At 57.6% G+C, this 26,081-nt stretch carries 27 protein-coding genes; 13 read left to right on the top strand and 14 right to left on the bottom strand.

Annotation, left to right across the window (positions count from 1 at the left end):
- Window positions 1–65: 65 nt before the first annotated feature.
- The 3 genes from ggt to PspTeo4_RS25595 form a co-directional block, all read right to left on the bottom strand.
- A complete protein-coding gene (gene ggt / locus PspTeo4_RS25605) occupies window positions 66–1,733 on the bottom strand; it encodes a gamma-glutamyltransferase (protein ID WP_322366518.1) in 1,668 nt (555 codons plus the stop codon).
- A 117-nt stretch (window positions 1,734–1,850) separates the two neighbouring features.
- The gene (locus tag PspTeo4_RS25600) at window positions 1,851–2,747 is read right to left on the bottom strand and encodes a LysR family transcriptional regulator (RefSeq protein WP_322366517.1); all 897 of its coding nucleotides are present in this window, start codon (window positions 2,745–2,747) and stop codon (window positions 1,851–1,853) included.
- Between the two features lie 280 nt (window positions 2,748–3,027).
- Complete coding sequence (locus PspTeo4_RS25595; RefSeq protein WP_322366516.1) at window positions 3,028–3,618, bottom strand: NAD(P)H-dependent oxidoreductase; 591 nt, start codon at window positions 3,616–3,618, stop codon at window positions 3,028–3,030.
- A 194-nt stretch (window positions 3,619–3,812) separates the two neighbouring features.
- On the opposite strand from PspTeo4_RS25595, the gene PspTeo4_RS25590 reads away from it, so the two are divergent.
- A complete protein-coding gene (locus tag PspTeo4_RS25590; RefSeq protein ID WP_322366515.1) occupies window positions 3,813–4,127 on the top strand; it encodes a putative quinol monooxygenase in 315 nt (104 codons plus the stop codon).
- Here the strand turns inward: PspTeo4_RS25590 and PspTeo4_RS25585 are convergent.
- On the bottom strand, window positions 4,117–4,881 hold the full coding sequence (locus PspTeo4_RS25585; protein WP_322366514.1) for a sulfite exporter TauE/SafE family protein: 765 nt from the start codon (window positions 4,879–4,881) through the stop codon (window positions 4,117–4,119). The genes PspTeo4_RS25590 and PspTeo4_RS25585 overlap by 11 nt on opposite strands.
- 77 nt (window positions 4,882–4,958) lie before the next feature.
- Here PspTeo4_RS25585 and PspTeo4_RS25580 point away from each other — a divergent pair, with 77 nt between their 5' ends.
- The 7 genes from PspTeo4_RS25580 (at window position 4,959) to PspTeo4_RS25550 (ending at window position 11,741) form a co-directional block, all read left to right on the top strand.
- Window positions 4,959–5,843 carry a LysR family transcriptional regulator gene (locus PspTeo4_RS25580; RefSeq protein WP_322366513.1) on the top strand — a complete coding sequence of 295 codons (885 nt, stop codon included), beginning with the start codon at window positions 4,959–4,961 and terminating at the stop codon, window positions 5,841–5,843.
- A 199-nt stretch (window positions 5,844–6,042) separates the two neighbouring features.
- Window positions 6,043–6,648 carry a CDP-alcohol phosphatidyltransferase family protein gene (locus tag PspTeo4_RS25575; protein ID WP_322366512.1) on the top strand — a complete coding sequence of 202 codons (606 nt, stop codon included), beginning with the start codon at window positions 6,043–6,045 and terminating at the stop codon, window positions 6,646–6,648.
- A 30-nt stretch (window positions 6,649–6,678) separates the two neighbouring features.
- A complete protein-coding gene (locus tag PspTeo4_RS25570) occupies window positions 6,679–8,436 on the top strand; it encodes a bifunctional alpha/beta hydrolase/class I SAM-dependent methyltransferase (RefSeq protein ID WP_322366511.1) in 1,758 nt (585 codons plus the stop codon).
- The gene (locus PspTeo4_RS25565) at window positions 8,433–9,746 is read left to right on the top strand and encodes a phosphatase PAP2/dual specificity phosphatase family protein (protein WP_322366510.1); all 1,314 of its coding nucleotides are present in this window, start codon (window positions 8,433–8,435) and stop codon (window positions 9,744–9,746) included. Before PspTeo4_RS25570 ends, PspTeo4_RS25565 begins: the two co-directional genes overlap by 4 nt.
- A complete protein-coding gene (locus PspTeo4_RS25560) occupies window positions 9,743–10,174 on the top strand; it encodes a hypothetical protein (protein WP_322366509.1) in 432 nt (143 codons plus the stop codon). Before PspTeo4_RS25565 ends, PspTeo4_RS25560 begins: the two co-directional genes overlap by 4 nt.
- A 9-nt stretch (window positions 10,175–10,183) precedes the next feature.
- On the top strand, window positions 10,184–10,807 hold the full coding sequence (locus PspTeo4_RS25555; protein WP_322366508.1) for a lysophospholipid acyltransferase family protein: 624 nt from the start codon (window positions 10,184–10,186) through the stop codon (window positions 10,805–10,807).
- 1 nt (window position 10,808) lies between these two features.
- Window positions 10,809–11,741 carry a phosphatidate cytidylyltransferase gene (locus tag PspTeo4_RS25550; RefSeq protein WP_322366507.1) on the top strand — a complete coding sequence of 311 codons (933 nt, stop codon included), beginning with the start codon at window positions 10,809–10,811 and terminating at the stop codon, window positions 11,739–11,741.
- A 226-nt stretch (window positions 11,742–11,967) separates the two neighbouring features.
- On the opposite strand, the gene PspTeo4_RS25545 is transcribed toward PspTeo4_RS25550, so the two are convergent.
- Entirely contained in the window at window positions 11,968–12,243 is a 276-nt protein-coding gene (locus PspTeo4_RS25545; RefSeq protein WP_322366506.1) for a metal/formaldehyde-sensitive transcriptional repressor, read from the bottom strand.
- A gap of 70 nt (window positions 12,244–12,313) precedes the next feature.
- On the opposite strand from PspTeo4_RS25545, the gene dmeF reads away from it, so the two are divergent.
- Window positions 12,314–13,255: a CDF family Co(II)/Ni(II) efflux transporter DmeF gene (gene dmeF, locus PspTeo4_RS25540; RefSeq protein ID WP_322366505.1), complete on the top strand. Its 942-nt coding sequence runs from the start codon at window positions 12,314–12,316 to the stop codon at window positions 13,253–13,255.
- A gap of 96 nt (window positions 13,256–13,351) precedes the next feature.
- Window positions 13,352–13,696, top strand: a complete 345-nt coding sequence (locus PspTeo4_RS25535; protein WP_003258412.1) for a cupin domain-containing protein — start codon at window positions 13,352–13,354, stop codon at window positions 13,694–13,696.
- Window positions 13,697–13,906: 210 nt separating this feature from the next.
- On the opposite strand, the gene mmsB is transcribed toward PspTeo4_RS25535, so the two are convergent.
- Window positions 13,907–14,797, bottom strand: a complete 891-nt coding sequence (mmsB, locus tag PspTeo4_RS25530) for a 3-hydroxyisobutyrate dehydrogenase (protein WP_322366503.1) — start codon at window positions 14,795–14,797, stop codon at window positions 13,907–13,909.
- A gap of 10 nt (window positions 14,798–14,807) precedes the next feature.
- Window positions 14,808–16,334, bottom strand: coding sequence for a CoA-acylating methylmalonate-semialdehyde dehydrogenase (locus tag PspTeo4_RS25525; RefSeq protein WP_322366502.1), 1,527 nt, complete (start codon window positions 16,332–16,334; stop codon window positions 14,808–14,810).
- Window positions 16,335–16,474: 140 nt separating this feature from the next.
- On the opposite strand from PspTeo4_RS25525, the gene PspTeo4_RS25520 reads away from it, so the two are divergent.
- Both PspTeo4_RS25520 and PspTeo4_RS25515 read left to right on the top strand, forming a co-directional pair.
- Window positions 16,475–17,425 (top strand): LysR family transcriptional regulator, encoded by a 951-nt coding sequence (locus PspTeo4_RS25520; protein ID WP_322366501.1) that lies wholly within the window; start codon window positions 16,475–16,477, stop codon window positions 17,423–17,425.
- Between the two features lie 236 nt (window positions 17,426–17,661).
- Entirely contained in the window at window positions 17,662–18,501 is an 840-nt protein-coding gene (locus PspTeo4_RS25515) for an AbiJ-NTD4 domain-containing protein (RefSeq protein WP_322366500.1), read from the top strand.
- Window positions 18,502–18,547: 46 nt separating this feature from the next.
- On the opposite strand, the gene PspTeo4_RS25510 is transcribed toward PspTeo4_RS25515, so the two are convergent.
- The 3 genes from PspTeo4_RS25510 to PspTeo4_RS25500 form a co-directional block, all read right to left on the bottom strand.
- Window positions 18,548–18,760, bottom strand: coding sequence for a hypothetical protein (locus PspTeo4_RS25510; RefSeq protein WP_322366499.1), 213 nt, complete (start codon window positions 18,758–18,760; stop codon window positions 18,548–18,550).
- A gap of 141 nt (window positions 18,761–18,901) precedes the next feature.
- Window positions 18,902–19,729: a metal-binding protein gene (locus PspTeo4_RS25505; protein WP_322366498.1), complete on the bottom strand. Its 828-nt coding sequence runs from the start codon at window positions 19,727–19,729 to the stop codon at window positions 18,902–18,904.
- A 463-nt stretch (window positions 19,730–20,192) separates the two neighbouring features.
- Window positions 20,193–20,765 (bottom strand): recombinase family protein, encoded by a 573-nt coding sequence (locus PspTeo4_RS25500; RefSeq protein ID WP_322366497.1) that lies wholly within the window; start codon window positions 20,763–20,765, stop codon window positions 20,193–20,195.
- Between the two features lie 230 nt (window positions 20,766–20,995).
- Between PspTeo4_RS25500 and PspTeo4_RS25495 the strand changes: the two genes are divergently transcribed.
- A complete protein-coding gene (locus tag PspTeo4_RS25495; protein WP_322366496.1) occupies window positions 20,996–21,418 on the top strand; it encodes a hypothetical protein in 423 nt (140 codons plus the stop codon).
- A 545-nt stretch (window positions 21,419–21,963) separates the two neighbouring features.
- On the opposite strand, the gene PspTeo4_RS25490 is transcribed toward PspTeo4_RS25495, so the two are convergent.
- From PspTeo4_RS25490 to PspTeo4_RS25475, 4 genes are all read right to left on the bottom strand, one after another.
- Window positions 21,964–22,803, bottom strand: a complete 840-nt coding sequence (locus PspTeo4_RS25490; RefSeq protein WP_322366495.1) for a helix-turn-helix domain-containing protein — start codon at window positions 22,801–22,803, stop codon at window positions 21,964–21,966.
- Window positions 22,804–23,385: 582 nt separating this feature from the next.
- Window positions 23,386–23,754 carry a hypothetical protein gene (locus PspTeo4_RS25485; protein WP_322366494.1) on the bottom strand — a complete coding sequence of 123 codons (369 nt, stop codon included), beginning with the start codon at window positions 23,752–23,754 and terminating at the stop codon, window positions 23,386–23,388.
- A 110-nt stretch (window positions 23,755–23,864) separates the two neighbouring features.
- Window positions 23,865–24,143 carry a hypothetical protein gene (locus PspTeo4_RS25480; RefSeq protein WP_322366493.1) on the bottom strand — a complete coding sequence of 93 codons (279 nt, stop codon included), beginning with the start codon at window positions 24,141–24,143 and terminating at the stop codon, window positions 23,865–23,867.
- 779 nt (window positions 24,144–24,922) lie between these two features.
- Complete coding sequence (locus PspTeo4_RS25475) at window positions 24,923–25,852, bottom strand: tyrosine-type recombinase/integrase (RefSeq protein WP_322366492.1); 930 nt, start codon at window positions 25,850–25,852, stop codon at window positions 24,923–24,925.
- Window positions 25,853–26,081: the final 229 nt, after the last annotated feature.

The following is a 26,081-nucleotide window of genomic DNA, read 5'->3' as shown; positions in this document are numbered from 1 at the left end:
CCGCGCCGACCTTGAGATGAGCGCATTACCTGTGGGAGCCGGCTTGCCGGCGATAGGTTCACAACCTATTTGACGATAATCCCCACCCCGCGCCCACGCGGATCGGAAGCGGTCTCCAGTTTGTCACCGGTCACCCGAATCGCCTGGATGTCGCCCATCTCCCAGCCCTGATCCTCCAACACATAGCCCATCTTCTTCAGTTCATCCGCCACCGGCCCTTTCAGCGGGGCATAGCTGTCGTAATAGATGGTGTCCTTGGGCAGCAACTGATGGTGCACGCGCTGGGCCGCCACCGCTTTCTCCAGCGGCATGCCGTAGTCGTACAGGTTGTTCATCACCTGGAAGATCGAGGTGAAGATCCGCGAACCACCCGGTGTGCCGATCACCAGTACCACCTTGCCATCACGGGTCATAAGGCTCGGGCTCATGGACGAGAGCATGCGCTTGCCAGGCTCGATGGCATTGGCCGCGCCGCCCACCACACCAAAGGCATTGGCCGCCCCGGGTTTGGCACTGAAGTCGTCCATCTCGTCGTTGAGCAGGAAGCCCGCGCCCTTGACCACCACGCCACTGCCGTAATCGAGGTTGAGGGTGTAGGTGTTGCTGACCGCGTTGCCCTGCTTGTCGACGATGGAGAAGTGCGTGGTCTGGTGCGATTCCAGTCCCGGCTTTACGCCATCGGTATCGGAAATGGCATTCGGGTTGACCTGGGCGGCGCGCTTGGCCAGGTAATCCTTGGCAATCAGCTGATCCACCGGCACCTTGGTGAAGGCAGGGTCACCGAGATAGTCGGCACGGTCCGCGAACACCCGCTTTTCGATCTCGGCCAGCAAGTGGATGTAGCGCGCCGAGTTGTGCGCCACGCCCTTGAAGTCGGCTTCGCGGTTGGCCTTGATGCCCAGCAGCTGCGCCAGGGCGACGCCACCTGAACTGGGCGGCGGCGCGGTGTAGACCACATTACCCCGCCAGTCGAGTGCCATCGGCTGACGCCACACGGCCTTGTAGTCCTTGAGGTCTTCCTTGGTGATGAGGCCTTTGTCGGCCTGCATCTGCGCGACCAGCAGGTCAGCGGTCTTGCCCTGGTAGAACTCGCTGGCACCTTTGTCGGCGATGCGTTCGAGGGTCTGGGCCATTTCCGGCTGTTTGAACAGCTCGTCCATTTTCATGCTGGCAAAATAATCGTTGAAGTTGGTGCCGGCCTTGAACAGGCCTTGGGCGTCGTCACGGTACTGGTACTGCTTCTTCGCGACCTTGAAGCCATTCTTGGCATAGCCGATGGCGGGCGTCAGCAGCTCGCTCCAGGGCAACTTGCCGAACTTCTGGTGCGCCTCCCACAAGCCCATCACGGTACCCGGCACGCCTGCGGCACGGGCGCCGACCAGGCTGAGGTTCTCGATCACCTCGCCCTTGTCGTCCAGGTACATGTTGCGCGTTGCGGCCTTGGGCGCCACTTCGCGGTAGTCGAGGAAGTACGGCTTGCCGTCGACGAACAGGGTCATGAAACCGCCACCGCCAATGTTACCGGCCTCGGGGTAAGTCACGGCCAAGGTGAAGGCGGTGGCCACGGCGGCATCCACTGCGTTACCACCCTTTTTAAGAGTATCGGCAGCCACCTGTGCAGCATATTGATCAGGCGCAGCCACCGCGCCGCCCTCGAGGGTCACCGCGTAGGCTGAAGAACAGCTGAGAATCGCGGCTCCGAGAGCCATGGACTTCAACAGGACGATACGCATAACACTTCCTTGGTGTTGTTTTTGTTGATCAGTCAGTAATACCGAAACTTACCGACCGTGCAAACAACCGTAGGAGCTTTCGCCGCCCTTGAACAGAAATTGTCGCCCTCAGGCAACTCAGCAGGCGTACTTCGCCAACTTGTTCTGGATGAAATCCAGGAAGCACTGGATACGCAGGGCCAGTTGCGTGTTGCGGTAGTACACCGCGTTGATCGGTTGCCGGTAGCCGTTGTTGGCCTCGCTCAGCAGCACCTGCAGGCGGCCGCTGCGAATATCTTCGTGGGTCATGAAGTGCGACAGGCTGACGATACCCTCCCCCGCCAGGGCCAGCTGGCGCAGGGTCTCGCCGCTGGAAGCGATTAGCGCCGGGCGGATGGCCCAGCGATCACCGTGGGCATGGCGCAGCGGCCACTGGTTGAGTGCTTCTGGCTGGCTGAAGCCGAGCAGGCAGTGGTCGTTGAGGTCTTCCACGCTTTGCGGCGTGCCGTACTGCTCCAAATAGGCTGGGCTGGCCAGAATCTGCACCGGGCTGCAACCCAGCGAACGCGCATGCAGGCTGGAATCGGCCAGCTCGCCGATGCGAATGGCCACGTCGGTGCTTTGCTCCAGCAAGTCGATGATCAGGTCGTCGGTGTTCAGTTCCAGCTCGATGCCGGGGTACTGGCGCCGGAACTCGCCGATCCAGGGCAGGATGGCATGCAGCATGAACGGTGCGGCGGCGTTGATGCGCAGGCGGCCGGAAGGGGTCTGGCGGTTCATCGACAGACGCTCTTCCATTTCATCCATCTGTTCGAGGACGAGCCGCGAGCGCTCGAGGAAGAAGCGGCCTTCCTCGGTCAGGTCCATGCGTCGGGTAGTACGGTTGACCAGCGTAGTATCGAGCTTGGCCTCCAGCCGCGACAAAGTGCGGCTGACGGCAGAGGGCGTCTGGCCCAGTTGCTCGGCAGCGGCGGAAATCGAGCCGCTGTCGATGACGGCGACGAAAACCTGGAGTTCTTCGGATCGGGTTTTCACGTGTCGGGCCTGTGTCAAGGAGTGACGTGATTGATAGCGGGTCACAGGGCACTGCGCAAGCCGTGGGAGCTGGCGTCAGCCTGCGATCGAGGGCGTAAGCCCTCGCAGCAGTACATTGGCGCTGTGCAGGCGGCAACATCGGCTTATGCGAGGGCTTACGCCCTCGATCGCAGGCTGACGCCAGCTCCCACGGTTTGGACTTTCCCCAAGAATTTGGACACCAATCCAACCCTCGAGGGCAGTCCAGTTTGCAGCACAATCCAGTGAAATTGGTGGTCTTTTACTGCATCTTGCCGAACACCTGGCCCAGGTGCGCCTCATACGCTGCCACCGCTGCCGGCACGTCAGGCCGTTTCATCACGTCCACTGCGAGGAACGTCGGCAAGCCAGTCATGCCCAGGAACTGATTGGCCTTGTGGAACGGGAAATACACCGCGTCCACACCTTTGCCTTCGAAGAAGTCGGTCGGGTCATCGAAGGCCTGCTGAGGGGCGTTCCAGGTTGCCGAAATCATGTACTGCTTGCCCTGCACCAGGCCGCCACTGCCGTACTTCTGCGAAGCATCGGAACGGGTACGGCCGTCGTTGGCGTAGAGGCTGCCGTGGCCGGCGGTGAAGACTTCGTCGATGTACTTCTTCACAGTCCAGGGCGCGCCCATCCACCAACCTGGCATCTGGTAGATCACCACATCGGCCCACAGGTACTTCTGCACTTCCTGGTCGATGTCATAGCCACCATCGATGAACGTCTCCTGGACATCGAAACCGGCACGGTCCAGATAGGCCATGGCCGCGTCGTGCAGGGTCTGGTTCAGACGGCCGTCGGAATGGGCGAACTGCTTACCGCCGTTGAGCAACAGGATCTTTTTCATGGGTAGCCTCGAATGTGTCTGTGTCGATCCGAGGCGCTGCGCCTGCCGATCGAGTGGGATGGCGGCAGATTACGCAGCAGGCAAACGAGGAAAAAGCGACCCTGCGGCAAAATACCTTTGCCTGAGAATCACGAATGATTTGTTAATTATTGCCTTAGAATCGTTTCAGTCCTTTAACCCCAGAGGCAAATCCCATGAGTGAGCAGTACGCCTTCATCCTCAAGGCCAAGACCCGTCCCGAACAATCCGAAGCCTTCGAGGCCCTGTTCCGTGCCTATGTAGAACCAAGCCGCCAGGAGCCGGGCTGCATCGAATACCACATGCTGCGCGACAAGGAAGACCCGAGCCTGTTCGTGTTTTACGAAGTCTGGGCCAGCAAGGCCGCCCTGGATGTGCACTCGGCTCTGCCACACATGCGCGAGTTCTTTGAAAAACGCATGGACTATCTGGAGCGCGAATTCGACATCCAACTGATCGAGATGCTCAGCCCTTCTTCGGCTAACCGTTGACCAACAGGTGGCCGCCCAGCACGGCCAGGCCAACGAAGAAGCAACGCTTGAACAGCGCCGCGCTGATGCGCTGGCGCAACCACTGGCCTGCCAGCATGCCCAGCAACGCTGGCGCCAGCATCAGCAATGACGCGCCCAAGGCTTGACCGCCGAGGGCGTCCTGCCCAGCCAGGCCAACGGCCAAGGCCAGCGTCGACACCGTGAACGAAAGGCCCAAGGCCTGGATCATTTCGTCACGGCTCAACCCCAGACTTTGCAGGAAGGGTACGGCCGGCATCACGAACACCCCGGTTGCCGCAGTGACTACGCCTGTCACCAGCCCGCACACAGGCCCAAGCCACACTTCCCAAGCAGGCGGCACCTGAAAACCACGTCCGACCAACCCATATACCGAGTAGGCAAGCAGCGCCGCGCCAAGCGCCTGAGCGGCCCACGGACCATTGTTGATACCCAACCAGGCACTACCTAGAAGCGTGCCAAGGACGATCATCACCAGCATCGGGCCAAGACGGCGCAACAACGCCAGCAAGTGCCCGCCAGCAGCCAGTTGCCACAGGTTGGTCAACGTTGAAGGCACGATCAATAGCGCCGCAGCCTGCGCCGGTGCCATAGCCAGGCCCAACAGCCCCATGGCAATGGTGGGCAGGCCAAGGCCGATGACGCCCTTGACCGCTCCCGCCAGCAGGAAGGTCAAGAAAACCAGCAATGACAAAGCTGGGCCGATGTTCTGATAGAAAGCGATGAGGGTGTTCATGGGCCCATGATGGCCAGCATCCGTGAGTTTTAAAATCTGCCATATACTCAGCCTGACTATTGCCACGGAAGAGGCACATGCATTTCGACCTGACCGACCTGAGCCTGTTCCAGCATGTGCTGGAATGCGGCAGCATCACCGCTGGCGCCCAACGCAGCCATTTGTCCCTGCCTGCCGCAAGTGCGCGTATTCGCGCGATGGAAAGCTCACTTGGGATACCGCTGCTGGCCCGCAACCGGCGCGGCGTGCAAGCGACCCCCGCAGGGCAGGCGCTGTTGCAGCATGCCCGGCTGATCGGGCAGCAAGTCGAGCGCTTGCAGTACGACCTGGCGCAATATGCCCAAGGGCAACAGGGCCAGGTGCGCCTGCTGTGCAACACGGCGGCACTGACCGAGTACCTGCCGGAGTTGCTGGCCGGCTACCTGGCGGAGCAGCCGGGTGTCAGCATCGATGTGCAGGAGCTGCCGAGCCTGCGCATCGTCCAGTCGATCACCCAAGGGATGGCCGACCTCGGCATCATCTCTACCGCCGTAGCCAGTGAACATTTGCAGACACTTGCGTTTCGCGATGACCCGCTAGTGCTGGTTACACCTCAGGGCCATCCGCTCAGTGCGGAACCTGCGCCGAACTTCGTCGACAGCCTTGCCTATGGTCATGTCGGATTGGGGGCCAACAGTGCCCTGGCGTTGTACCTCGAAGAACAGGCCCTGCGCGAAGGGCGGCGGATGTCTGTAAGGGTACGGGCAGAAGGATTCGACGGGGTAATACGCATGGTCGCGGGAGGGGCCGGAGTTGGCGTGGTGCCGCTGGCCTCGGTGAAGCGCTGGGCGGGTGTGTTGCCGCTGCATTGGATGGCACTGCAGGAAAATTGGGCGAATCGCCGTTTACTGCTGTGCGCGCGGGATTTCGCGGAGTTACCGGGCTATGCGGCGGGGTTGGTTGATCGGCTAGTGAACGCATGATCATTGAGCTGCGACTGTAGCGGCAGCATTCGCGGGTAAACCCGCTCCCACAACTGGATTGCGCAGAGCACCTGTGGGAGCGGGTTTACCCGCGAATGCGTCAGCCCAGGCTACTCGCTATCAAGGATCGCAACACCTCTCCTTCCGGTCCTTGGCTACCATTGCTCAAACGACAGACCGCTCGGAAAGGGAGCCTCACGTGCTATCGATCTACCAGCTAAAACCCCGCTTCCAGTCCTTACTGCGCCCTTCAGTGCAACGCCTTCACGACCGAGGCGTCACCGCGAACCAGGTCACAATCACGGCAGCGCTGGTGTCCGTATTACTGGGCCTGCTGCTCACATGGCTAAGCCACATTGCCTGGCTGTTCATCCTGCTCCCCGTCTGGATGCTGCTGCGCATGGCGCTCAATGCCGTCGACGGCATGCTCGCCCGGGAGTTCGGCCAGCAATCGAAACTCGGCGCTTACCTGAATGAGTTGTGCGACGTGATTGCCGACACCGCGCTCTACCTGCCGTTCGCATGCTTGCCCGGAGTGTCGCCACCGCTGGTAGTACTGGTGGTGATCAGCGCGCTCATCAGCGAGTACGCCGGGGTCATGGGGCCGCTGGCAGGCGCCTCGCGGCGCTATGACGGGCCGATGGGCAAGAGCGATCGGGCCTTCGCCTTCGGCGTGCTGGGCGCTGGCGTGGCGTTCAACGTGCTCGGCGCTGACTGGATCAACGGCCTGCTGCTGGTCATCCTCGCACTCTCGCTCTATACCCTCTACAACCGGGTTCGCCAGGGTCTGGCCGAAACCCGCTGAGCCTATTGTCGCCGGACAAGGATCTTCGCCATGCGCCAAGCGCAATCGCTGCACTTCTCCACCCATGACGGTGTCGAGCTGCATTACCGTCATTGGCCTGCCACACGCAACGAACATCAACCGCGCCGGGCCGTGGTGATGTTCCACCGTGGCCATGAGCACGGCGGGCGCATGGCCCACCTGGCCGATGAACTGGACATGCCGGGCTACGACTTCTTCGCCTGGGATGCCCGTGGCCACGGCCAGTCGCCCGGTGCACGCGGCGACAGCCCAGGGTTCGCCACCAGCGTGCGCGACGTACAGACCTTCATCGAACACATCCAGGCGCAACACGGCATCGCCGAACACGACATGGTGGTGCTGGCGCAAAGCGTCGGTGCGGTGTTGATCGCCACCTGGGCCCACGACTACGCACCCAAGGTACGTTGCCTGGTGCTGGCCTCGCCGGCCTTCAAGGTGAAGCTGTACGTGCCCTTCGCCCGCCCCGGCCTGAAATTGCTCAAGGCCTTGCGCGGCAACTTCTTCGTCAACAGCTACGTCAAACCGCGCCTGCTGACCCACGACCCGGAGCGGGTCATGTCGTACATCGCCGACCCGCTGATCAGCCGCCCCATTTCGGTGACCATGCTGCTGGGCCTTTACGAGGCGGCCGACCGCGTGGTGGCCGATGCCCAGGCGATCCAGGTACCGACCCAACTGCTGGTGTCCGGTGCCGACCTGGTGGTCGAGCGCCAGCCTCAGGAACGCTTCTTCGAGCGACTGGGCAGTGCGCGCAAGGAAATGCATGTGCTTCCCGGTTTTTTCCACGACACCCTCGGTGAGCGGGACCGCGCCCATGTGCTGAAGCGGATCGAGCGTTTCGTCGAACACAACTTCGATGCACCCGCAGCGCGCCCCTGCCTGCTCGATGCAGACAAGACCGGCGCCAGCTGCGCCGAGGCCGAAAGCCTGGCCGCCCCGCTGCCGCGCAATTCGCCTCGCGACCTTTACTGGCGTGCCACGCGCGCCGGGTTGCGCTTGGGTAAAGGCTTGTCCGAGGGCGTGAAGCTGGGTTTCGACACCGGGTTCGATTCCGGCAGCACCCTCGACTATGTCTATCGCAATCAGCCCACAGGCAAGGGCCGGCTGGGCCGTTCGATCGACCAGAACTACCTGAACGCCATCGGTTGGCGTGGCATTCGCCAGCGCAAACTGCATGTCGAGGAACTGCTGCGCCTGGCCATGCAGCACCTGCGGACAGAACAACGGCCTGTGCATATCGTCGACATCGCCGCTGGCCATGGCCGCTACATCCTCGAAGCCCTGCAGGCGCAGGAACAGCAGCCAGATTCAATCTTGCTGCGCGACTACAGCGAGCTGAACGTAGAACAAGGCAGCGCGCTGATTGCCGAAAAAAACCTGTCCGCAATCGCTCGCTTCGTACAGGGCGATGCATTCGACCGTCAAAGCCTGGCGGTCCTGGACCCACGCCCGACGCTGGCGGTGGTGTCCGGCTTGTATGAACTGTTCGCCAGCAACACGCAGGTCGCAAATTCCCTGGCCGGGCTTGCCGACGCCGTGGAGGACGGCGGCTATCTGGTCTACACCGGCCAGCCCTGGCACCCGCAGCTGGAGATGATCGCTCGCGCCCTCACCAGCCACCGTGGCGGCGAGGCCTGGGTGATGCGCCGACGCAGCCAGGTTGAGATGGACCAACTGGTGGAGGCCGCTGGTTTCCGCAAGCTGGCGCAACGCATCGATGAATGGGGCATCTTCAGCGTAAGCCTGGCGCAGCGGGTGCGTGAGTGAACCCGATGCGCGAACCAGGGCTGATCCGCCGGGGCGTGCTGTGGCTGCTGCTACTCGGGCCATTCTTCTTCCTGAGCTATGGCCTGGCCAACAGCCACACCGCTGGCCGCGACGACGTCGGCAGCCTGGTGTTCGCCTGGGAACGGCACATACCGCTTTGGCCGTGGACCATCCTGCCGTATTGGTCGATCGACCTGCTCTACGGCCTGTCCTTCCTGCTGCCACGCACGCGCCGGGAAATGGACCGCCATGCCTTGGCCTTGCTCACCGCGCAAGTAATCAGCGTCAGCTGCTTCCTGCTTTGGCCCCTGCGCTTCACTTTCGAGCGGCCGGAAATGAGCGGACTGTTCGGCTGGCTGTTCGAGGTGCTGATGGGCTTCGACAAACCGTTCAACCAGGCCCCGTCGCTGCACATCGCCCTGCTGGTGATTATCTGGACCCTGTTTGCCCGACATCTGCAGCAGAACCCCTGGCGCTGGGCAATGCATGGCTGGATGGCGCTGATCGGGCTGTCCGTGCTGACCACCTGGCAACATCATTTCATCGACCTGCCCACCGGGGCATTGGCCGGGTTCGTCTGCCTCTGGCTGTGGCCGTCCGAAGGCCACCTGCCCTGGCAGCACGCCCAGCTCGCTCGAAACCCGCATCGCTGGCGGTTGGCACTGCGTTATGGGGCCGGGGCGTTGGGGTGTGCAGCGCTGGCGCTGCTTGTGGGTGGCGCTGGACTGTGGCTGTTATGGCCGGCCCTGGCGCTGTTGCTAGTGGCGCTGAACTACGGCGCGCTGGGCGCGCAAGGTTTTCAGAAAGGAAGCGACGGGCGACTCTCGGTTGCCGCCAGCGCCTTGCTTGCGCCATACACGCTTGGGGCGTGGATCAATTCGCGGCTATGGACATGGCGTCACCCCCAAGCCGACGAAATCTGTGACGGCGTTTTTCTAGGGCGCATTCCAGGGCGGGGCGAAGCCTCGACCTTCGTTGCCATCGTCGATCTGTGTGCCGAACTGCCCTGCTCGACGACCCAGGGCATCGATTACCAGTTGCTGCCGACGCTCGATCTGGTCGCCCCGCAAAGCCAACTGTTGCAGCAAGCCGCCGTGGCCATCGAGCGGTTGCGCCAGCAAGGCCCGCTACTGGTCTGCTGCGCGCTGGGCTACTCGCGCAGCGCCAGCGCGGTCGCCGCCTGGCTGCTGTTGACTGGCCGCTGCAGCGACATCGCCCAGGCGCAGGTTCTGATCCACAAGGTTCGCCAGGGCGTGGTCCTGTCCCCTGCTCATCGCCTGGCGCTGCAACAGTTGGACGCGCAGCCATGAAGATGATGGTGGTGGCCAGTCTGCTTGGCCGTGGCGCCCAGTTGGAGCGCCTGTCCGACGGCATCAGCCTGCTGGCCTTGGCCTACGGCCTGGCGCCGCTGCTGGGAGCATCGCTACAGCCCTTGGCGAGTTTGCTGTGCGCTGTGCTGCTGGCCCTTGGTGTGCTGCACAAATACTGGGCGATGCGTGTCGCCCTGGACGCTGACTTGTTCAGCCGACTCGACTCCAGTTCCGACTTGTCGGCGGACACACAAGCCCTGGACCAGGCCCTGTTCGACCTGCGCCTCAAGGCCGGGGCGCAGGACACCCGTGACTGGCCTGCCCGCAGCAAGGCCGCACTGGCGCTGCTGCGGCGTCAGGCCCTGTGCCTGGGCCTGCAAGTGCTGCTGACGTTGGCTACCCTGCTGACAATGCCTTTGATTGGATAACCACGCGCCATGCTTGCCGCCCTGACCGCTTTCATCATCACCAGTGCAGCGCGCCTGATCACCGGCGCCCGCGCCCTGTGGCTCGGCTGCACGCCACAACCGGTGCAACGCCTGTATTTCGCCAACCACAGCAGCCATGGCGATTTCGTACTGATCTGGGCCTCGCTCCCCGCGCCACTGCGCAGTCGCACTCGGCCCGTGGCAGGTGCCGACTACTGGGCAAAGCCTGGGGTCCGCGACTTTCTGATTCGCAAGGTGTTCAACGGGGTGCTGATCGACCGGCAACGGGTCGAAGGCCAGGGCAGCCCGTTGCAACCGATCTTCGATGCCGTGGCCCAGGGCGATTCGCTGATCTTCTTCCCAGAGGGCACCCGCAATCTGGGCGATGAGCCGCTGATGCCCTTCAAAAGCGGATTGTTCCATTTGGCCGCCACCAATCCCGACGTGGAGCTGGTGCCGGTATGGATCGCCAACCTCAACCGCGTAATGCCCAAAGGCCGTGCCCTGCCGTTGCCGCTGTTGTGCACCTTGAGTTTTGGTGAGCCCCTTCACCTGCAAGCCGACGAAGGCAAGCAGGCCTTTCTCGAGCGGGCCAGCCAGGCCTTGCTGAACCTGGCGCCAAAGGATGCCTGACATGGACGACAACACCCTGCTTCTGTTTGCCGGCATCGGCGCCCTGCTGTTGCTCGCCAGCGTGATCGGCCGCTTGCTCAAATGGCGCGCCGGCCCAGCCCCGCATGCGGTGATCGACAACCTCAATGCCCGCATCAATGCCTGGTGGGTGATGGTGCTGGTGATCGGCATCGCCTTCGTGTTCGGCAAATACGGCGTGATCGTGCTGTTCTACGGTGTTTCGTTCTACGCCCTGCGCGAGTTCATGACCCTCACCCCGACCCGACGCAGCGACTACCCGGCGCTGGTGGCCGCCTTCTACGTGGCGCTGCCGGTGCAATACCTGCTGATCGCCATGGATTGGTACGGGATGTTCAGCATCTTCATTCCGGTGTACCTGTTCCTGCTGCTGCCGATTCTGGCCAGCTTCGGCGGTGACACCACGCGTTTTCTGGAGCGGGCCTCGAAGGTGCAGTGGGGCTTGATGATCGCGGTGTACTGCCTGTCTTCGGTGCCGGCCCTGTTGACCCTCGATATTCCCGGTTACGAAGGCCGCAACCTGTTGCTGATCGCCTGGCTGATTCTGGTGGTGCAGATCAGCGACGTGCTGCAGTACGTCTGCGGCAAACTGTTCGGCAAGCACAAGGTGGCGCCCAACCTGTCACCGTCCAAGACCGTCGAAGGCTTGGCCGGCGGTGTCGCCTTGGCCACTCTGGTCGGCGCCCTGCTGTGCTGGATCACCCCCTTCAACTTCTGGCAGGCCGCATTGATGGCGCTGACGGTCAACGCCATGGGCTTTTTCGGTGGGCTGGTGATGTCGGCGATCAAGCGCGACCGCGGGGTGAAGGACTGGGGGCACATGATCGAAGGCCACGGCGGCATGCTCGACCGGATGGATTCGGTGTGCTTTGCCGCCCCCGTGTTCTTCCACTTCGTGCGCTACTGGTGGGCCTGATACCCCCCTGGGGTATGCAGGAGACTGTCCGCCGCTCACTCGGTGGGAAGATCGCCTTGTGCTGCCTGTACCGGCCTCATCGCCGGCAAGCCGGCTCCCACAGGGATCGCGCAGCTTTTTAGAAACTGAGCAAGACAGTTGCTCCCACAGGCAGTGCAGTGATCTCAAGATCAGCGCGGTCCATGTGGGAGCCGGCTTGCCGGCGATTGGCCGGTGCCGCCGCCCATCATTTAAGGTAGGAACGCAGCAACGCCGCCACCTTGTCTGCCTCTTCCTGTCGCTGCTCCGCGCTCAAGCCATCCGCCACGAGGTGTTCACGGATGTGCCCCTCCATCATTTCGGCCATCAGCCCGTTCACCGCGCCGCGCACGGCAGCAATCTGCTGGAGGATGGCCAGGCAGTCCTTTTCCTGCTCGAGCGCAGTCTCCAGGGCCGCAGCCTGGCCTTTGATCTTGCGCACGCGAGTCAGCAGCTGCTTCTTGCTCTTGAGTGTATGTGCCATTCGCTTTCACACCATCATAGGTATACTGGGGTATAGTATATTTCTCGACATTCCGGGAGCATGATAAACCATGGCGACGCAAACCTCAGACCGCTGGCAGCACACCCACCAGTTCCATACCGGAAATCTCGGCGCCGAACGCAAGACTCGCCTGGCGGTGTGGCTGACGGCCGTGATGATGGTGGCGGAAATCGCTGGTGGCTGGTTCTTCAACTCCATGGCCCTGCTGGCCGACGGCTGGCACATGAGCTCCCATGCCCTGGCGCTCGGCTTGTCATTGCTGGCGTATGCCGCAGCGCGACGCTATGCCGCAGACCGGCGCTTCGCCTTCGGCACCTGGAAGATCGAAATCCTTGGTGGTTATTCCAGCGCCCTGCTGCTGCTCGGTGTGGCCGGGCTGATGGCCTTCCAGTCCATCGAACGGCTGCTGACACCGGGGCCGATCCACTACGACGAAGCAATTTTCATCGCCATCGTGGGCCTGGCCGTGAACCTGGTCTGCGCCTGGCTGCTGCGCGATGACCATCACCATGACCATCATCATGGCCATGGCCACGACCACCACCACGATCACAGCCATCACCACCACGACCTGAACCTGCGCTCGGCCTACCTGCACGTCATCGCCGACGCCGCCACCTCGGTACTGGCCATCATCGCCCTGCTTGCAGGCAAGTTCTGGGGCGCCAGCTGGCTCGACCCGGTGATGGGACTGGTAGGTGCGGTACTGGTGGCGCTGTGGGCGCGCGGCCTGCTGCGCGATACTGGCCGGGTGTTGCTGGACGCCGAAATGGACGCACCGGTGGTCGAGGAAATTCGTGAAGTGGTCGCTCAGTTGCCTGCACCTGCCACCATCACCGACCTGCACGTCTGGCGCGTGGGCAAAGACCAGTACGCCTGTATCCTCAGCCTCGCAACCCAAGGGGAACTGAGCGCCGATAGCGTGCGCCAGGCCCTCGGCGTCCATGAAGAACTGGCCCATGTGACCGTAGAGGTAAATGCGCTGCCATAGCGCGGTCAGACAGCTGGACGTCGAGCCCAGGCAACTGCGGCTCGGACGATGGCCCTATGGTGACGAGTCATTCAGCCAGTCACCAGGAGTTGTGCCATGTCCGATTTCATCACCGTCCTGCGCGAAACCTGCCCGACGCCGGTCGTGGACGCCACCAAGTGGAAGCGCATCGGCGGCGATCCGCACACCGTCAACCTCAACGCCTACCTGTCGGCCGACGGCAGCAAGATCATGGGCACCTGGATCTGCACGCCGGGCAAGTTCGAGGTGAATTACGAGAAGTGGGAGTTCTGCCACTTCCTCGATGGCTACTGCATCATCACCCCGGAAGGTGAAGAGCCGAAGCACCTGAAAGCGGGTGATGTGTTCGTGATCGAACCGGGGATGAAGGGCACTTGGGAAGTGGTCGAGACCGTGCGCAAGTATTTCGTCTTCGCCTGACTTCAAGCCAAACATCGCCCTTGTGGGAGCGGGTTTACCCGCGAATGCGTCGGTGAGTTCACCACCGCATTCGCGGGTGAACCCGCTCCCACAGGGGCATTCTGCGTCTGGTAAAAGCCGAGTACGAAAAAAATCGCGAGACAGGCACCCTTCCCTTTGGTGCGCAGTTACAAAGGGAAGGCCGCCTGCCCCGCGATCAAGCCTCGCTCGTCAATCCTTCTTGCGATACCCCTCGACAATCGCCGAGAAGTCCTTGCCGCCGTCACCACGCAAGCTCATCGCCTGATACAGCTGCTGGGCCACCGCACCAAGAATCACCGGTTGGTGCGCCTGCCGTGCAGCTTCAGTGGCCAAGCCCAGGTCCTTGAGCATCAGCTCGGCGCCAAAACCTCCGGTGTAGCCCCGTGAGGCCGGCGCGGTTTCGATAATGCCCGGCCAAGGGTTGTAGGTGTCGGAGCTCCAGCAACGCCCGGTCGAGCTGTTGATGATGCCGGCCAACACCTTGGTGTCGATGCCCAGCGCATTGCCCAGCGCCATGGCCTCGGACACGCCGACCATCGAGATGCCCAGCAGCAGGTTGTTGCAGATCTTGGCGATCTGCCCGGTCCCCACCTCACCGCAATGCACGATGTTGCGGCCCATCTGTTCCAGTACCGGCTTGAGGGTGGCGAACAACTCGGCACTGGCGCCGACCATGAAGGTCAGCGTGCCCGCCGCCGCGCCGCCGGTGCCGCCGGAAACCGGTGCATCGCCCATATCCACGCCCTTGGCCGCTGCGGCTTTGGACACATCGCGGGCAGTCTGCGGGTCGATGGTGCTGCAATCCACCGTCGGCGTACCTGGACGGATGCCCGCCAGCACGCCATCTTCTTCATTGAGGTACACGGCGCGCACATGGGCCGCTGCCGGCAACATGGTAATCACCAGCTCGCTGTCGGCAGCCGCGTCCTTGGGCGAGGCGCTGACCTGCCCGCCCAGCTCGGCGAGTTCGGCCAGCACAGTCTTGTTCAGGTCGAACAGGTTCAACTGGTGCCCGGCCTTGATCAGGTTGCGGGCCATGGGGGCGCCCATGTTGCCCAGACCGATGAATGCGATACGCATGACGAACTCCTTAGCGCAGGCTGATGGTGGTGTTCACACCGTCATTGACGCTGTCGTCATCGAACCAGCGGGCGGTGACGGTCTTGGTCTGAGTGTAGAACTGCACCACTTGCTTGCCGTATGGGCCAAGGTCTCCCAGCTTCGAGCCGCGCGAACCGGTGAAGCTGAAGAACGGCACCGGCACCGGAATCGGGATGTTGATACCAACCTGGCCGATGTCGATCTCGCTCTGGAACTTGCGCGCCGCCGCGCCGCTCTGGGTGAACAGGCCGGTGCCGTTGCCGAACGGGTTGGCGTTGACCAGGGCGATGGCTTCGTCGAGGGTGTCGACTTCCAGGGTCACCAGCACCGGGCCGAAGATTTCCTGGGTGTAGACCTGCATGTCGGTCTTGACCCCGGAGAACAGGGTCGGGCCAACGAAGTTGCCCTGCTCGTAACCTGGCACCTTCACATCGCGCCCGTCCAGTTCAAGCTTGGCACCTTCCTGGATGCCGCTTTCAATCAGCCCCAGCACACGTTCCTTGGCGCGCTTGGACACCACCGGGCCAACGTCGGTGCCTGGCTCACAGCCGGCATTGACCTTGAGCTTGCTCGCAGCCTCCTTGATGTCCGGCAGCCAGTCGCGGGCCTTGCCCACCAGTACCGCCACCGAGGTGGCCATGCAGCGCTGGCCTGCCGCGCCAAAGGCGGCGCCAACCAGGGCGTTGACGGTTTGCGTGCGGTTGGCGTCAGGCAGCACCACGGCATGGTTCTTGGCGCCCATCATCGACTGCACGCGCTTGCCGTGCTGGCTACCCAGGTTGTAGACGTGGGTACCGACTTCGGTAGAGCCGACGAAGGAAATGGCCTTGATGTCCTGATGGGTGCAGATCGCATCCACCACTTGCTTGCCGCCATGCACCACGTTCAACACACCCGCCGGTACACCGGCTTCCAGCGCCAGCTCGACCAGCATCATGGTCGACAGCGGGTCCTGCTCGGACGGCTTGAGGACGAAGGTGTTACCGCAGACGATGGCCATGGGGAACATCCACAACGGAATCATCGCCGGGAAGTTGAATGGGGTGATGCCAGCGCATACACCGATGGGCTGGCGCAGGGTGTAGGTGTCCACGCCCCCGGCGACGTTCTCGGCGAACTCGCCCATCTGCAGGGTGCCAATCGACGCTGCATGTTCGACCACTTCAAGGCCACGGAAGATATCGCCTTCGGCATCGGCCAGGGTCTTGCCCTGCTCGGCGCTGAGGGTCTGGGCGATGCGCTTGGTGTGCTCGCGGATCAACGCCTGCAGCTTGAGCATGATGCGCATGCGTGCGCCAATCGGGGTATCGCGCCAGCTCGGGAAGGCGCGCTGGGCAGCGGCCACGGCGGCATCGACTTCTTCGACGGTGGCGAACGGGACCCGCGCCAGCACCTGCTGGGTGGCCGGGTTGACGATGTCACGCCATTCGGTGGTTTTCGATTCGACCCACTGGCCATCGATCAGCAGCTTGACCTGCTCGACCTTGGTCTGGTCGGGGGATTGCGGTGCGTTCATCTGCGTTCTCCTTGGAATTATTGTCAGGACGAGATCGCCAGCGCCGGGGGCAAACGCGAGGTGGCGCTTGGGTCTTGGGGCTTTTTTCGAGTATAGATGTGCAAACATCCAACAAGAACGCACAAAAAAACCGGATCATCATGCAAAAAGACCTCACCTCATTGAGCGCGCTGAACTGGGACGACCTCAAGTTCTTCCTCGAAGTGGCACGTACCCGCAAGGCCAGCAGCGCCGCCAAGCGCCTGAGCGTCGACTACACCACGGTGTCGCGGCGCATCAGTTCGCTCGAAGGGGCACTGGGCACCTTGTTGTTCGAGAAGTCGCGCACCAACGGCTTCGTGCTCACCGCCGAGGGCCAGCGCTTGCTGGGCTATGCCGAATCGATCGAAAGCACCCTGCACATGGCCTGCGAACAGGTGTCTGGCTCGGGTGTGGCGTTGTCGGGGCATGTGCGCATGGGCTGCACCGAGGGCTTCGGCAGTTTCTTCGTCACGCCTCAATTGAGCCACTTCGTCGACGCCTGGCCAGCCATTTCGGTGGATATCCTGCCGTTGCCGCACTTCATCAGCCTGTCCAAGCGCGAAGCGGATATCGTGATTGCCCTGGAACGCCCTGAACATGGGCCGTATGTGTGCTGCAAGCTGTGCGACTACCGTCTGCGGTTGTATGCGACCCAGGAATACCTGGACAGCCATGCGCCGATCCGCCAGGTGAGCGATCTGGTCGACCATCCGTTCATCAGCTATGTGGACGATTTGGCGTTCAGTTCGGAGCTGCTGTACCTGGCCAACCTGATTCCCAATGCCAGTGCGCACCTGCGCAGCACCAGTGTGATCGCCCAGTTCACCGCCGCACTGCAAGGGCGTGGGCTGGCGATTCTGCCGTGTTTCTTGGCTGCGCAAGATGCGCGGCTGGTGACGGTGCTGCCAGAAGAGATCGAGGTGACACGGCAGTTCTGGATGTACTGCCGGGAGGATTTGCGCAAGTTGAAGCGGATTACCCTGTTGTGGGATTACATACGTGAAGTGACCGAGGCCAATGCACCTTTGTTGATGGGGGATAGCCGTGAAATGAGGTTTGCCCAGGGGTAGATCGACAAAAAGTAAGGGTTGCTCATCCTACCTAGGGCAAGGGGTTGTCGCAACGCCTTGTGACAGTGGTTGTGACACCTCTTGTGACAGCTCACATCCATAGCTCCTTGCTACATATCTGCACTACGCCCAACCTCCGACAGTGGCCACTGGCAATCAGCCACCGTGTACAATGTCGCTCATGGATCAAGCCGCCGTTTGGCTACGACTAGTAGAAATGAGGTGCAATGGTGACAATGGATTTCTCGCAGCGCATGGGAATGGCTCCAGCGACTAAAGTAGCTCAAGTTGACAGTATTGATCGTGATCTTAAAAACTCCCTATGGAATGTCGTTGTTTCGCTGAAATTCGCAAAATTTAGGCATCCAAAAGATTGGGACAAAGTTGCAGGATCAAACTTAAGCTGGCTTGCCACACAATTATACTCAGAATTTTACAAAGCCCCTCTGGACACCATTCCTTATAAGTGGACAGACTTTAAAAAAACTGTACGCGAAAGCTTCTTTAAAATGGAATGGCACCGCCAGTACAGCTTCGTAGAGTTCATTGTATCATCCTCAGAAAAAGAAGTAGAACAACAACTGCTTATATTAGCATTCAACAAAGTACTGGATCGTGAAAACTCTGCGTATCGCTTTGTTTCCGGGCAATTATCACCTATAACCTCCAGTGAAGAGATATCAGAAATCGAGTCAGCCATCCGCAACTCGGATTGCTACGCCGGCGTAAGGACCCATATCCAAACAGCGTTAAGCTTGCTAACAGACAGGGAAAGTCCTGATTATCGAAATTCGATTAAAGAAAGCATAAGCGCTGTAGAATCTCTCGCGAAAAAAGTAGTTCAAGACGACAAGGCAACGCTTGGTCAGGCGCTAAAAATATTGGAAGAAAAACATGGCCTCCATGGAAGTTTGAAGTCAGCATTTATGACACTTTACGGTTACACCAGCGATGCCGGCGGCATTAGGCATGCAATATTGGACAATACCACCCCGCCTACCAAAGCTGATGCCCGATTCATGCTAATTTGCTGTTCAGCCTTCATCAACTTCGCAATCGACAGCATCGAAGACTGAGCACTCCAGCAAGACCTTCCATGCCTTGCTGGAGGGTCAACTGCTACTACAAGCTTTCATTCCGCAACCGCTCAACTGCTAGGGTGATTGCTTCGGCATTTGTGTCGAGAGTCTGCAGGGTGCCCATCACGTTTTCGTGAACGTTGACCGAACCGCGTTGGCGTATCCATGTGCTGACTTCCTCTATCGCCGCACGTATGGCTATCTGGTTCAGATGAAGAAGTTCAAGTGCGTCAGCGGTGGTGGTGGCTTTGTCCATGTGTAGTCCTCAGTGGGAGGATTTGCATTCTGCGTACCCTCGGGCGGAAAGTCACCGCATTTCAAAACCTGTGTCCCAGTTCAGTACGTAGAGATATGGTGCTACACGATACGATACTCTTTTGCTCTACGTACGCTGCTGCTAAGATTTAATTGGATAGCTTACAATCGCTTGAGCAGACGACAAAAGCATCATCTGATCACCAGTCAAACCCGTAAAAGGAAAGCCGGAATACGGAAAATTTCCTGATGATAGGTCTACAAACATTTGCTTGTCAGTAAGCAAAACCTTAGTAGCCCCTGATGGATAAATTCCTTTTCCTTTCTCAGTCACGGAGAACGCCAGTGGGTAAAAAGACAAAACGCTAATTGTGCAGGTGTTCCCTTTGTTTTTAAAGGCAAACATCTTTGCACTCAAGTGATGGCGATGGGGATAAAACCAACAGTAGATATCATGCGTATCATCAATGGCTGCATCGTCGCCCATTACAAACTTTTGCAGCGGCGTAAAGTAAGGTGACTCTACTGGCTCTTGCCTACACTCCTCGACAGTGGTTGCAGAAAGAATATGACCAATCATTGCCCGACAGAATCTGACTGCATCAAACGGTATCGTTACGTGATTATATGGATTGTTCAGGTATGTGAAATGGTGCATTACTAGGCTGGTAAGACTCCTATAAACCTTCGCTACCTCATCATCATTTCGACCAAGGTGCGTGCTATTGCAATCTTTACAAATGGTTTTGAATTTACTACCGTTCGTTGATTTTATTCCCCTCACAGGAACTGGGTTGACCCCCATTATTTCAGTCAAGTGAACCTGTTCAACTTTCGTTATTGTTACGCTGCCTTGCGGGGGCACATGATCCCAACTCAGTTTTCCATAAGCTCCACAAATCAAGCAGTATCCTTGAGGTATCTGACTGTGCTTCCATCTTTCTGTAAGTTTGCTTGCATAATTTCCCACTGCTATACCTCATATCCTTGACCTAACTGGGTAATGACTGAGCTTATTTATATCGACTCATAGACACAACTCTAAATGCGTCAGATGCTATCGTTCCATTTATATTGCTACCAACACTCCGTTGAAGCACGATAGGACAGCTTAGCGTAGAAATGCTTTACGTGGTCCTAGGTCATTGCAATCTCCGTGGTTTTCACCCCCCCCCTGAAAACAGGGATTGAATTCACACCGGCCCGGGATATGTTGATCACGGAAAATCCCTTTGGGTTAGCGACCGGTCTTAACACCCGACTGTTTCAGAACCCCCCCCTACACAAGAAATGTCGAATCCTGTGGTGACTGCTGGCAATACAAACAAGAACGCCCCACCACAAGCTTATAGGAAGCTCATAGCGAGGCGATTGAGTGCATGTCTATTCCACCCCACAGGGTAAGCCGATGCGGCTCTATATGGGGCTAGCTTTTATGCGGCCTTGTTCCAGTGCCGTTTGACAGTAGCGAGACTGATGTTCAGGTGTTCAGCCACTTGCGATTGGCTCATACCCTCAGAGCGGGCTGTCTGTACATCCTTGGTTGTTCCTGTTGCCTCTGGTCGGCCCAACTTTCGACCCTCCGCCTTCGCACGCTTCAAGCCTGACTGTGTACGCTCGATCAGCAGATCACGCTCAAATTCAGCGACTGCACACAGCACTTGCATAGTCATCTTTCCTGCTGGACTGGTGAGGTCTACGCCACCAAGGGCTAGGCAATGCACGCGAATCTTAGTCTCTGCCAATCGCTCAATGGTGGAGCGTACATCCATAGCATTGCGACCTAGACGGTCAAGCTTGGTAACAATGAGAATGTCGCCACCTTCCATACGATCCAGCAGCTTTGCAAAGCCGGGTCGGTCTGCTGCACAAGTACTGCCTGAGATTGTTTCTTCAACAACTCGGCTGGCCTGTACGTTGAAACCAGCGGCTTTCACTTCCTGTACCTGATTCTCTGTGAATTGGGTCGAGGTGCTAACACGGCAGTACAGGAAGGTGCGAGACATGATGATGATCCTTGGTTGCCCGTCAGGGTGTCGCTTAAGGTGGTGTCATAATATCAATAGCATCATAAAATGCAAACCATAATTTAATGACACCAATCGAACACCCTTCCCGCTGGTGTCGTAAACCGAGCGATTGTTGACACCAAGAGCGCATGAGTAGGGCAGAAGCGCTTGGAGCGTCCGTAGGGGAGTGATAGCTTTGTGCCTTCACGATAACAAGGACGAAACTAATGCGACCACTGATTACCGCCGCAGCTATCGCAATGTTGAGTGGCTGTGCTGCACCACCAACGGTTGGTGAGGCTGTACCTGCTCCAGGCAATCGCTTGCTGACAATGCAAACCGAGGATCACGGCAAGGACGCAGCTGTGACTGTGGTACGTGAAAGTGCGATACAAGCCGGTCACTGCTTCTTTGGCGTCTTCATCGACGGAAAGCTGGTGGCAAGGCTGGATAACAACGAGAAAGCAACCTTCCATGTAAAGCCCGGTAGAAGACTCGTTGGTGTTGGCTCCGACCCGCAAGGGGTGGGTCCTTGCTCAGGAAACAGCCAATACAAAAGAGAAGTGGCTACATGGATTGAGGTTGGTGAACGCCAAACTTTCCGCATTGCATTCCAACCAATGCTGGACATTCGCCCATCGTCTTACTGACGAATTCCTTGCACGTGCAAGGGGTGGCAGTTCACACCGTTCGAGGGTGAGGATGATGACACGGGTTTGTGGGTTCGTTCCTCTTACCCTCACTTTCGAATGATTTAGGATTACCCTATTCAGCGTAGACGCTGAAGAATGATTATCGAGGATGAATCCTCAAGAACGTCAACCTACGGTTTCCTTGGCGCTCACTGATTGTCAATCAGAACATTATCACTCTCATACATTCAGTGTCCGCAGGTGAGCCGCAAGGCGAATGCTTTTCAATAGGGAGGCAGACAGCCTACCAAGCTCTTGAACTGTCTTCTGTACTCAGTACAGGAAAGCAACATGCATAGCGAAGCTATGAATAATTATCGCTAGTTCGGGATGGTTTACCCATCCTCTCCTTTCCAATTTCTCAGAGTATCAATGCAGGGTGGACACCCTGAAGAAAGCATGCTCTGTGGACAATCTCCACAGAAGAAAAGCGGTTATATTTTCGGTTCCCCCTAGATCGGGTTCCCCTTAAATATAATGCGACGCACTTAGGTGTGCACTTCTCAAGCTGCCTTTTTCCACTTGCTGACGGTGTTCCTGTGAACGCCAGTCTCCCGTGCTACCTTGGCCACGGACAGACCGCCCCGGATCAGCTCAAGGGCTTTGGCTTGCATTGGATGCTCAACCCTCAGCACTTCAACAACAACCGGCTCCCTCACCGGGTAACGCACGGTAGCTTCTGATAGGATTTCCAGCCTGTCAGCCTCATAGAATTCACGTGTGTTGTACTCGGTAAAAACAATTTCATAGTCACGATGTAGTTTGTCAAGCCACACGGCCTTGTGTTGTTTCCAATCAAGAACATCTGGCACATCGTCAGTCAGGTCAACACTAGACGCGACTCCGACAATCTGTGAAGACTTCTCAAACAATGGCGTGCAACTTTTGATCTTCACTTTCAAACCATCAGGTACAACCTTTTCAAGTTGCGGAATGATGATGCGGACGGCTTGAACATAACGCTCAGCTTGCCGAGAATCAAATCCAAACATCTCACCAATGGTGTATTTGTCGATCTGCTTACATGTTTGCAGTATCAGCAGAATCTTCTTAACCGACAATGGACGCTGATCACCTTCAGGGCGATACCAGTTCAATCTAGCAACACCCTCGACAACATCAAGACACCACTTCGGATATAGAGTGAAGTCCTTGGATGCATTGTCAACTGGATACATCGGACAGACAATGTACCCTGAAAAAGGGTTTGCCAATTTTTCGTAGTCGCTACCAGTAGCTGACCGCTCAGCCTTAATGCTGCCAGCTTGACGCGCAGAGATTAGGGCGTTTGCATTGTTCTCAAACCGAGCATTCAGTTTTGATAGTTCTTCATTAGTAAGCATTCTTCATTCTCCTTTTCAGTTCTTTTGCATAGGCATTCCTCTCGGGTGGTGCCATGTGTGTAGTGACGTAACTGCTCAAATCGCGGACACGACGAAGCCCCTACGATGCGCAGTTCGTTTTACGAAAGCGGGTCGTGTGGAGAATGGCGTACTGGATTGAGGGTGCGTAAACTACACGAAAGCGGACTCAAATGCAAGTAATTCTTATTTAGATAAAATCAATTCTCATCTACTACACATCAAGCCTCTGTAAGCTCGCCAGCTTCGATTTAAGCAATGCTAGGACCTACCCGCTACCCTTTTATGTCCGAGCAGTTAAATCGCTCAGGATCAATCGGTTGATGCCTTCCTGTCACGCTACCCATAGTATTCTGTAAAAACCTACCTGAATACGTTCCTATCCGTTGAAATTACTAAGTTTTTTGGCGAAAGCGTCAGGTGTGTTCAGTACCATCACGATCATCACCAACGTTTATCGGGGTGAAGCCACTTTCTTGCAGATATGAAAAAGCTCCGCACTGCGGTTAGACAATGCGGAGCATCCTGTAATTTCATTGTTATTGACCTAGTTCATGTGGATAATCAGTCGGGAATGACAAGTGGCTTGTAGCAAGCTTGAACCTCTTTTTCGATGGCTGCCAGCTGCTTTGCCTTAGCTACTTCTGCTGCCTTACGCTCTTTTTCTTCTTGTGCCTGAACCAGTTGTTCACGCAATAAGCTCTGATAGCGTGCATGTTCGCTTTCCAGCCATGCGACGTACTCAGATTTCACTTTGGCCTTGATAGCCTCAATGTCCTGTTCTTGCATCTCCAAAGGTTTCACCATGTAGGTCGAATGGTAAAGCTCGCCATGTTGCAGACGCTTGGTATGAGTGATCGTGTAACCCTGATTAGCCTTGTCAATCACAGCTTGAAGGAACTCATGGCCTAGGCTTGCACTGACCAGTTCCATGGACTTTTCCGTGTGACGATACGCGTGGACCCACGATTCTACTCGACGGGCATACTCTGCTTGGTCCCAGGCAGGTGGAGTTCCGTTTATGACAATCTTATCTTTCATTGTTAGATTCCTTTCTGTTGTTTGAGAATGTGAGCAATTGCTTTGGCAATTATGTCTAGGCGGTATGCCTCTAGATTGAATTCGGGCTTGATAGCTTCCAGCTTAGTAGCCTGCAGTTTAACTGGTTGGAGTGCTGTAAGCACTGGCTTAGCTAACACCGGTTTAGTTACCGCTGGCTCGATGCTGGCTGACTTGCTAGCGGTGTTTGCTTGTTGCTTGGCAAGTCGTTCAATCCCACGCCTCAAGCCCCTCATGTAGTAGTCTTCATGGTTTTCATTCATTACCGCGCACCTCCTACTAAGTGCTCAGACAGTAGCTCTATAATATCACTGCACCGTTGATGCTCTGACCGATTGCCAGTACATGCAGCAGCTGCACGAAGAGAGCTGTAATGTCTAATTTGAATGTAGATATCTTTGTTCGTCATGTTGTCCTCCTTCTCAATGGGCGTTAGCGAGATGGTCGCCAACTAGTCTGGTGATGTATGTATTGACGGCTTGATTACGTGCGTAGGCGGCTAGAAACAAATCAGCATGTAAAGAAGTATGAAGGCGAAAGGAAATCAATACTGAATGCTCCCTCAATGACCTAAATTTCTTACTCCTGCATTTCCCGCTGCATGTTTTGGCGTCAGACCGCTTGTTTGTTAGTGGTGCGTGGCAAGCCAGGCACAGGCGTGCGTGTTCCATAGATTTAAACCTCCAAGATATTAGATGTAATGGTTTCTATCAGAACGAATATTCTGACAGGCACAGAATAAACTCTCGCCACAATGAAGTGAACGAGAGGGTAAGGATAAGATGTACCACCATGAGAGAGGGTCAAGGTGGTAGGAGCAACATAGCCAAGAAGGAATGGCAGGACTAAGTTGCTCATGGTACGTCGAGGATACGACCTTAAGGACCATTGAGAAGTCTAGGGAAATGGTCAACCCAAAAGTTTGTGAGACTTTACTTTCTCAATAGTTACCATTATACATTTTCAAATCACATTTGTCCATACGTTGCAAGTGTTTTTTTGCACTTTACACCAACAATTTTTTAACAATATGTATTCCAGATCAGCTTGGGCACAACACCACCTTCAACATCTTCTCAATCACTTCTACAGGAACCCTAGACCCATAGGTGTCAAAGGTGATCGTCCCTGAAGCATGACCCATTACAGCCTGAGCGTGAGTGACAGGAACCCCCTTCGCTTGCATCAATGAAGCTAGAGAATGTCGCAATGAGTGAAATACTAAGCCACGTTCATATGTATCCTCTAAAGCGGCAGGTATAGCTTGCTGGTTCACCCACTCACCCGATGGCCTGTAACCAACCTGCGCTAGCGATGTGCTCCCACTGCGGCGGATAACATCGACGTACCTTAAGAATGCTGCTAGGTCGAAACCGTACGCACCGTCAGTAAGCGGCACCAGTCGCTCGCTCTGTTTGTTCTTGATGGACTTACCCTCACCTGCCTCGTTGATGTGAATGGCAACAAGGCCAGATTTCATGGTTACAACGTCACCCGTAGTCAACTGGCATATCTCCTTCAGCCGCCCACCTGTGATGATGCCTAGGCTGAGCAGCCACCGCTTCCATGATGCCTCTGGAAGGTTGCTCGCATATTCCATCAGCTTGCTCACCTGATGCTGCGAGAAAGCCTTACGGGTCGATTCAACCCCCTTTGTAAGTTTCAGCTTCTTGTCGTATGTCTTGCTCAGGTGCCCATTCTCGACAGCCCATGCGAGCACAGCTGACAGCTTCACAATCAACTTGTTTACCGTTGAGGGCATCCGTCCTTGGGCTAATCGCCCCCTGAACGCTACAAGGTCTTCTCTTGAGTGGTTCCTGAAGTCCAATCCCTCCAGATGCTCACTGATCACCTTGTGACACAACGTCGTTTCCTTCAGGGTTGACGGTTTCTGCTCTCCAGCACGATCAGCCATGTACAACCGAGCGAGTGCATCAAAGGCCATCGGTGACTCTGCTGGCGTTGTGCTCATCACCTCTCTGTACGATGTTTCCACTGGGCTTGGGGCAACGGTGACGTTCCGGTACAAATCCCCCCAATGGCGTAATGGGTGGCCTTCATCAGCAGACACAACGGTGTTACTCACCAACGCCAGCAAATGCTCCCGTAGGTCGTACCATGAGGCATCAGGATGATCCAAGTGGAATGCCTGAAGTGATGACGTGAGATGACCAGATGTCTGCATCGCCCATCTGCGATCA

Origin of the sequence: Pseudomonas sp. Teo4 (genome assembly GCF_034387475.1) — a bacterium.
Lineage (GTDB): Bacteria > Pseudomonadota > Gammaproteobacteria > Pseudomonadales > Pseudomonadaceae > Aquipseudomonas.
Note: the sequence above shows the minus strand (reverse complement) of the source record. Positions and strands in the feature narration are given on the sequence as shown.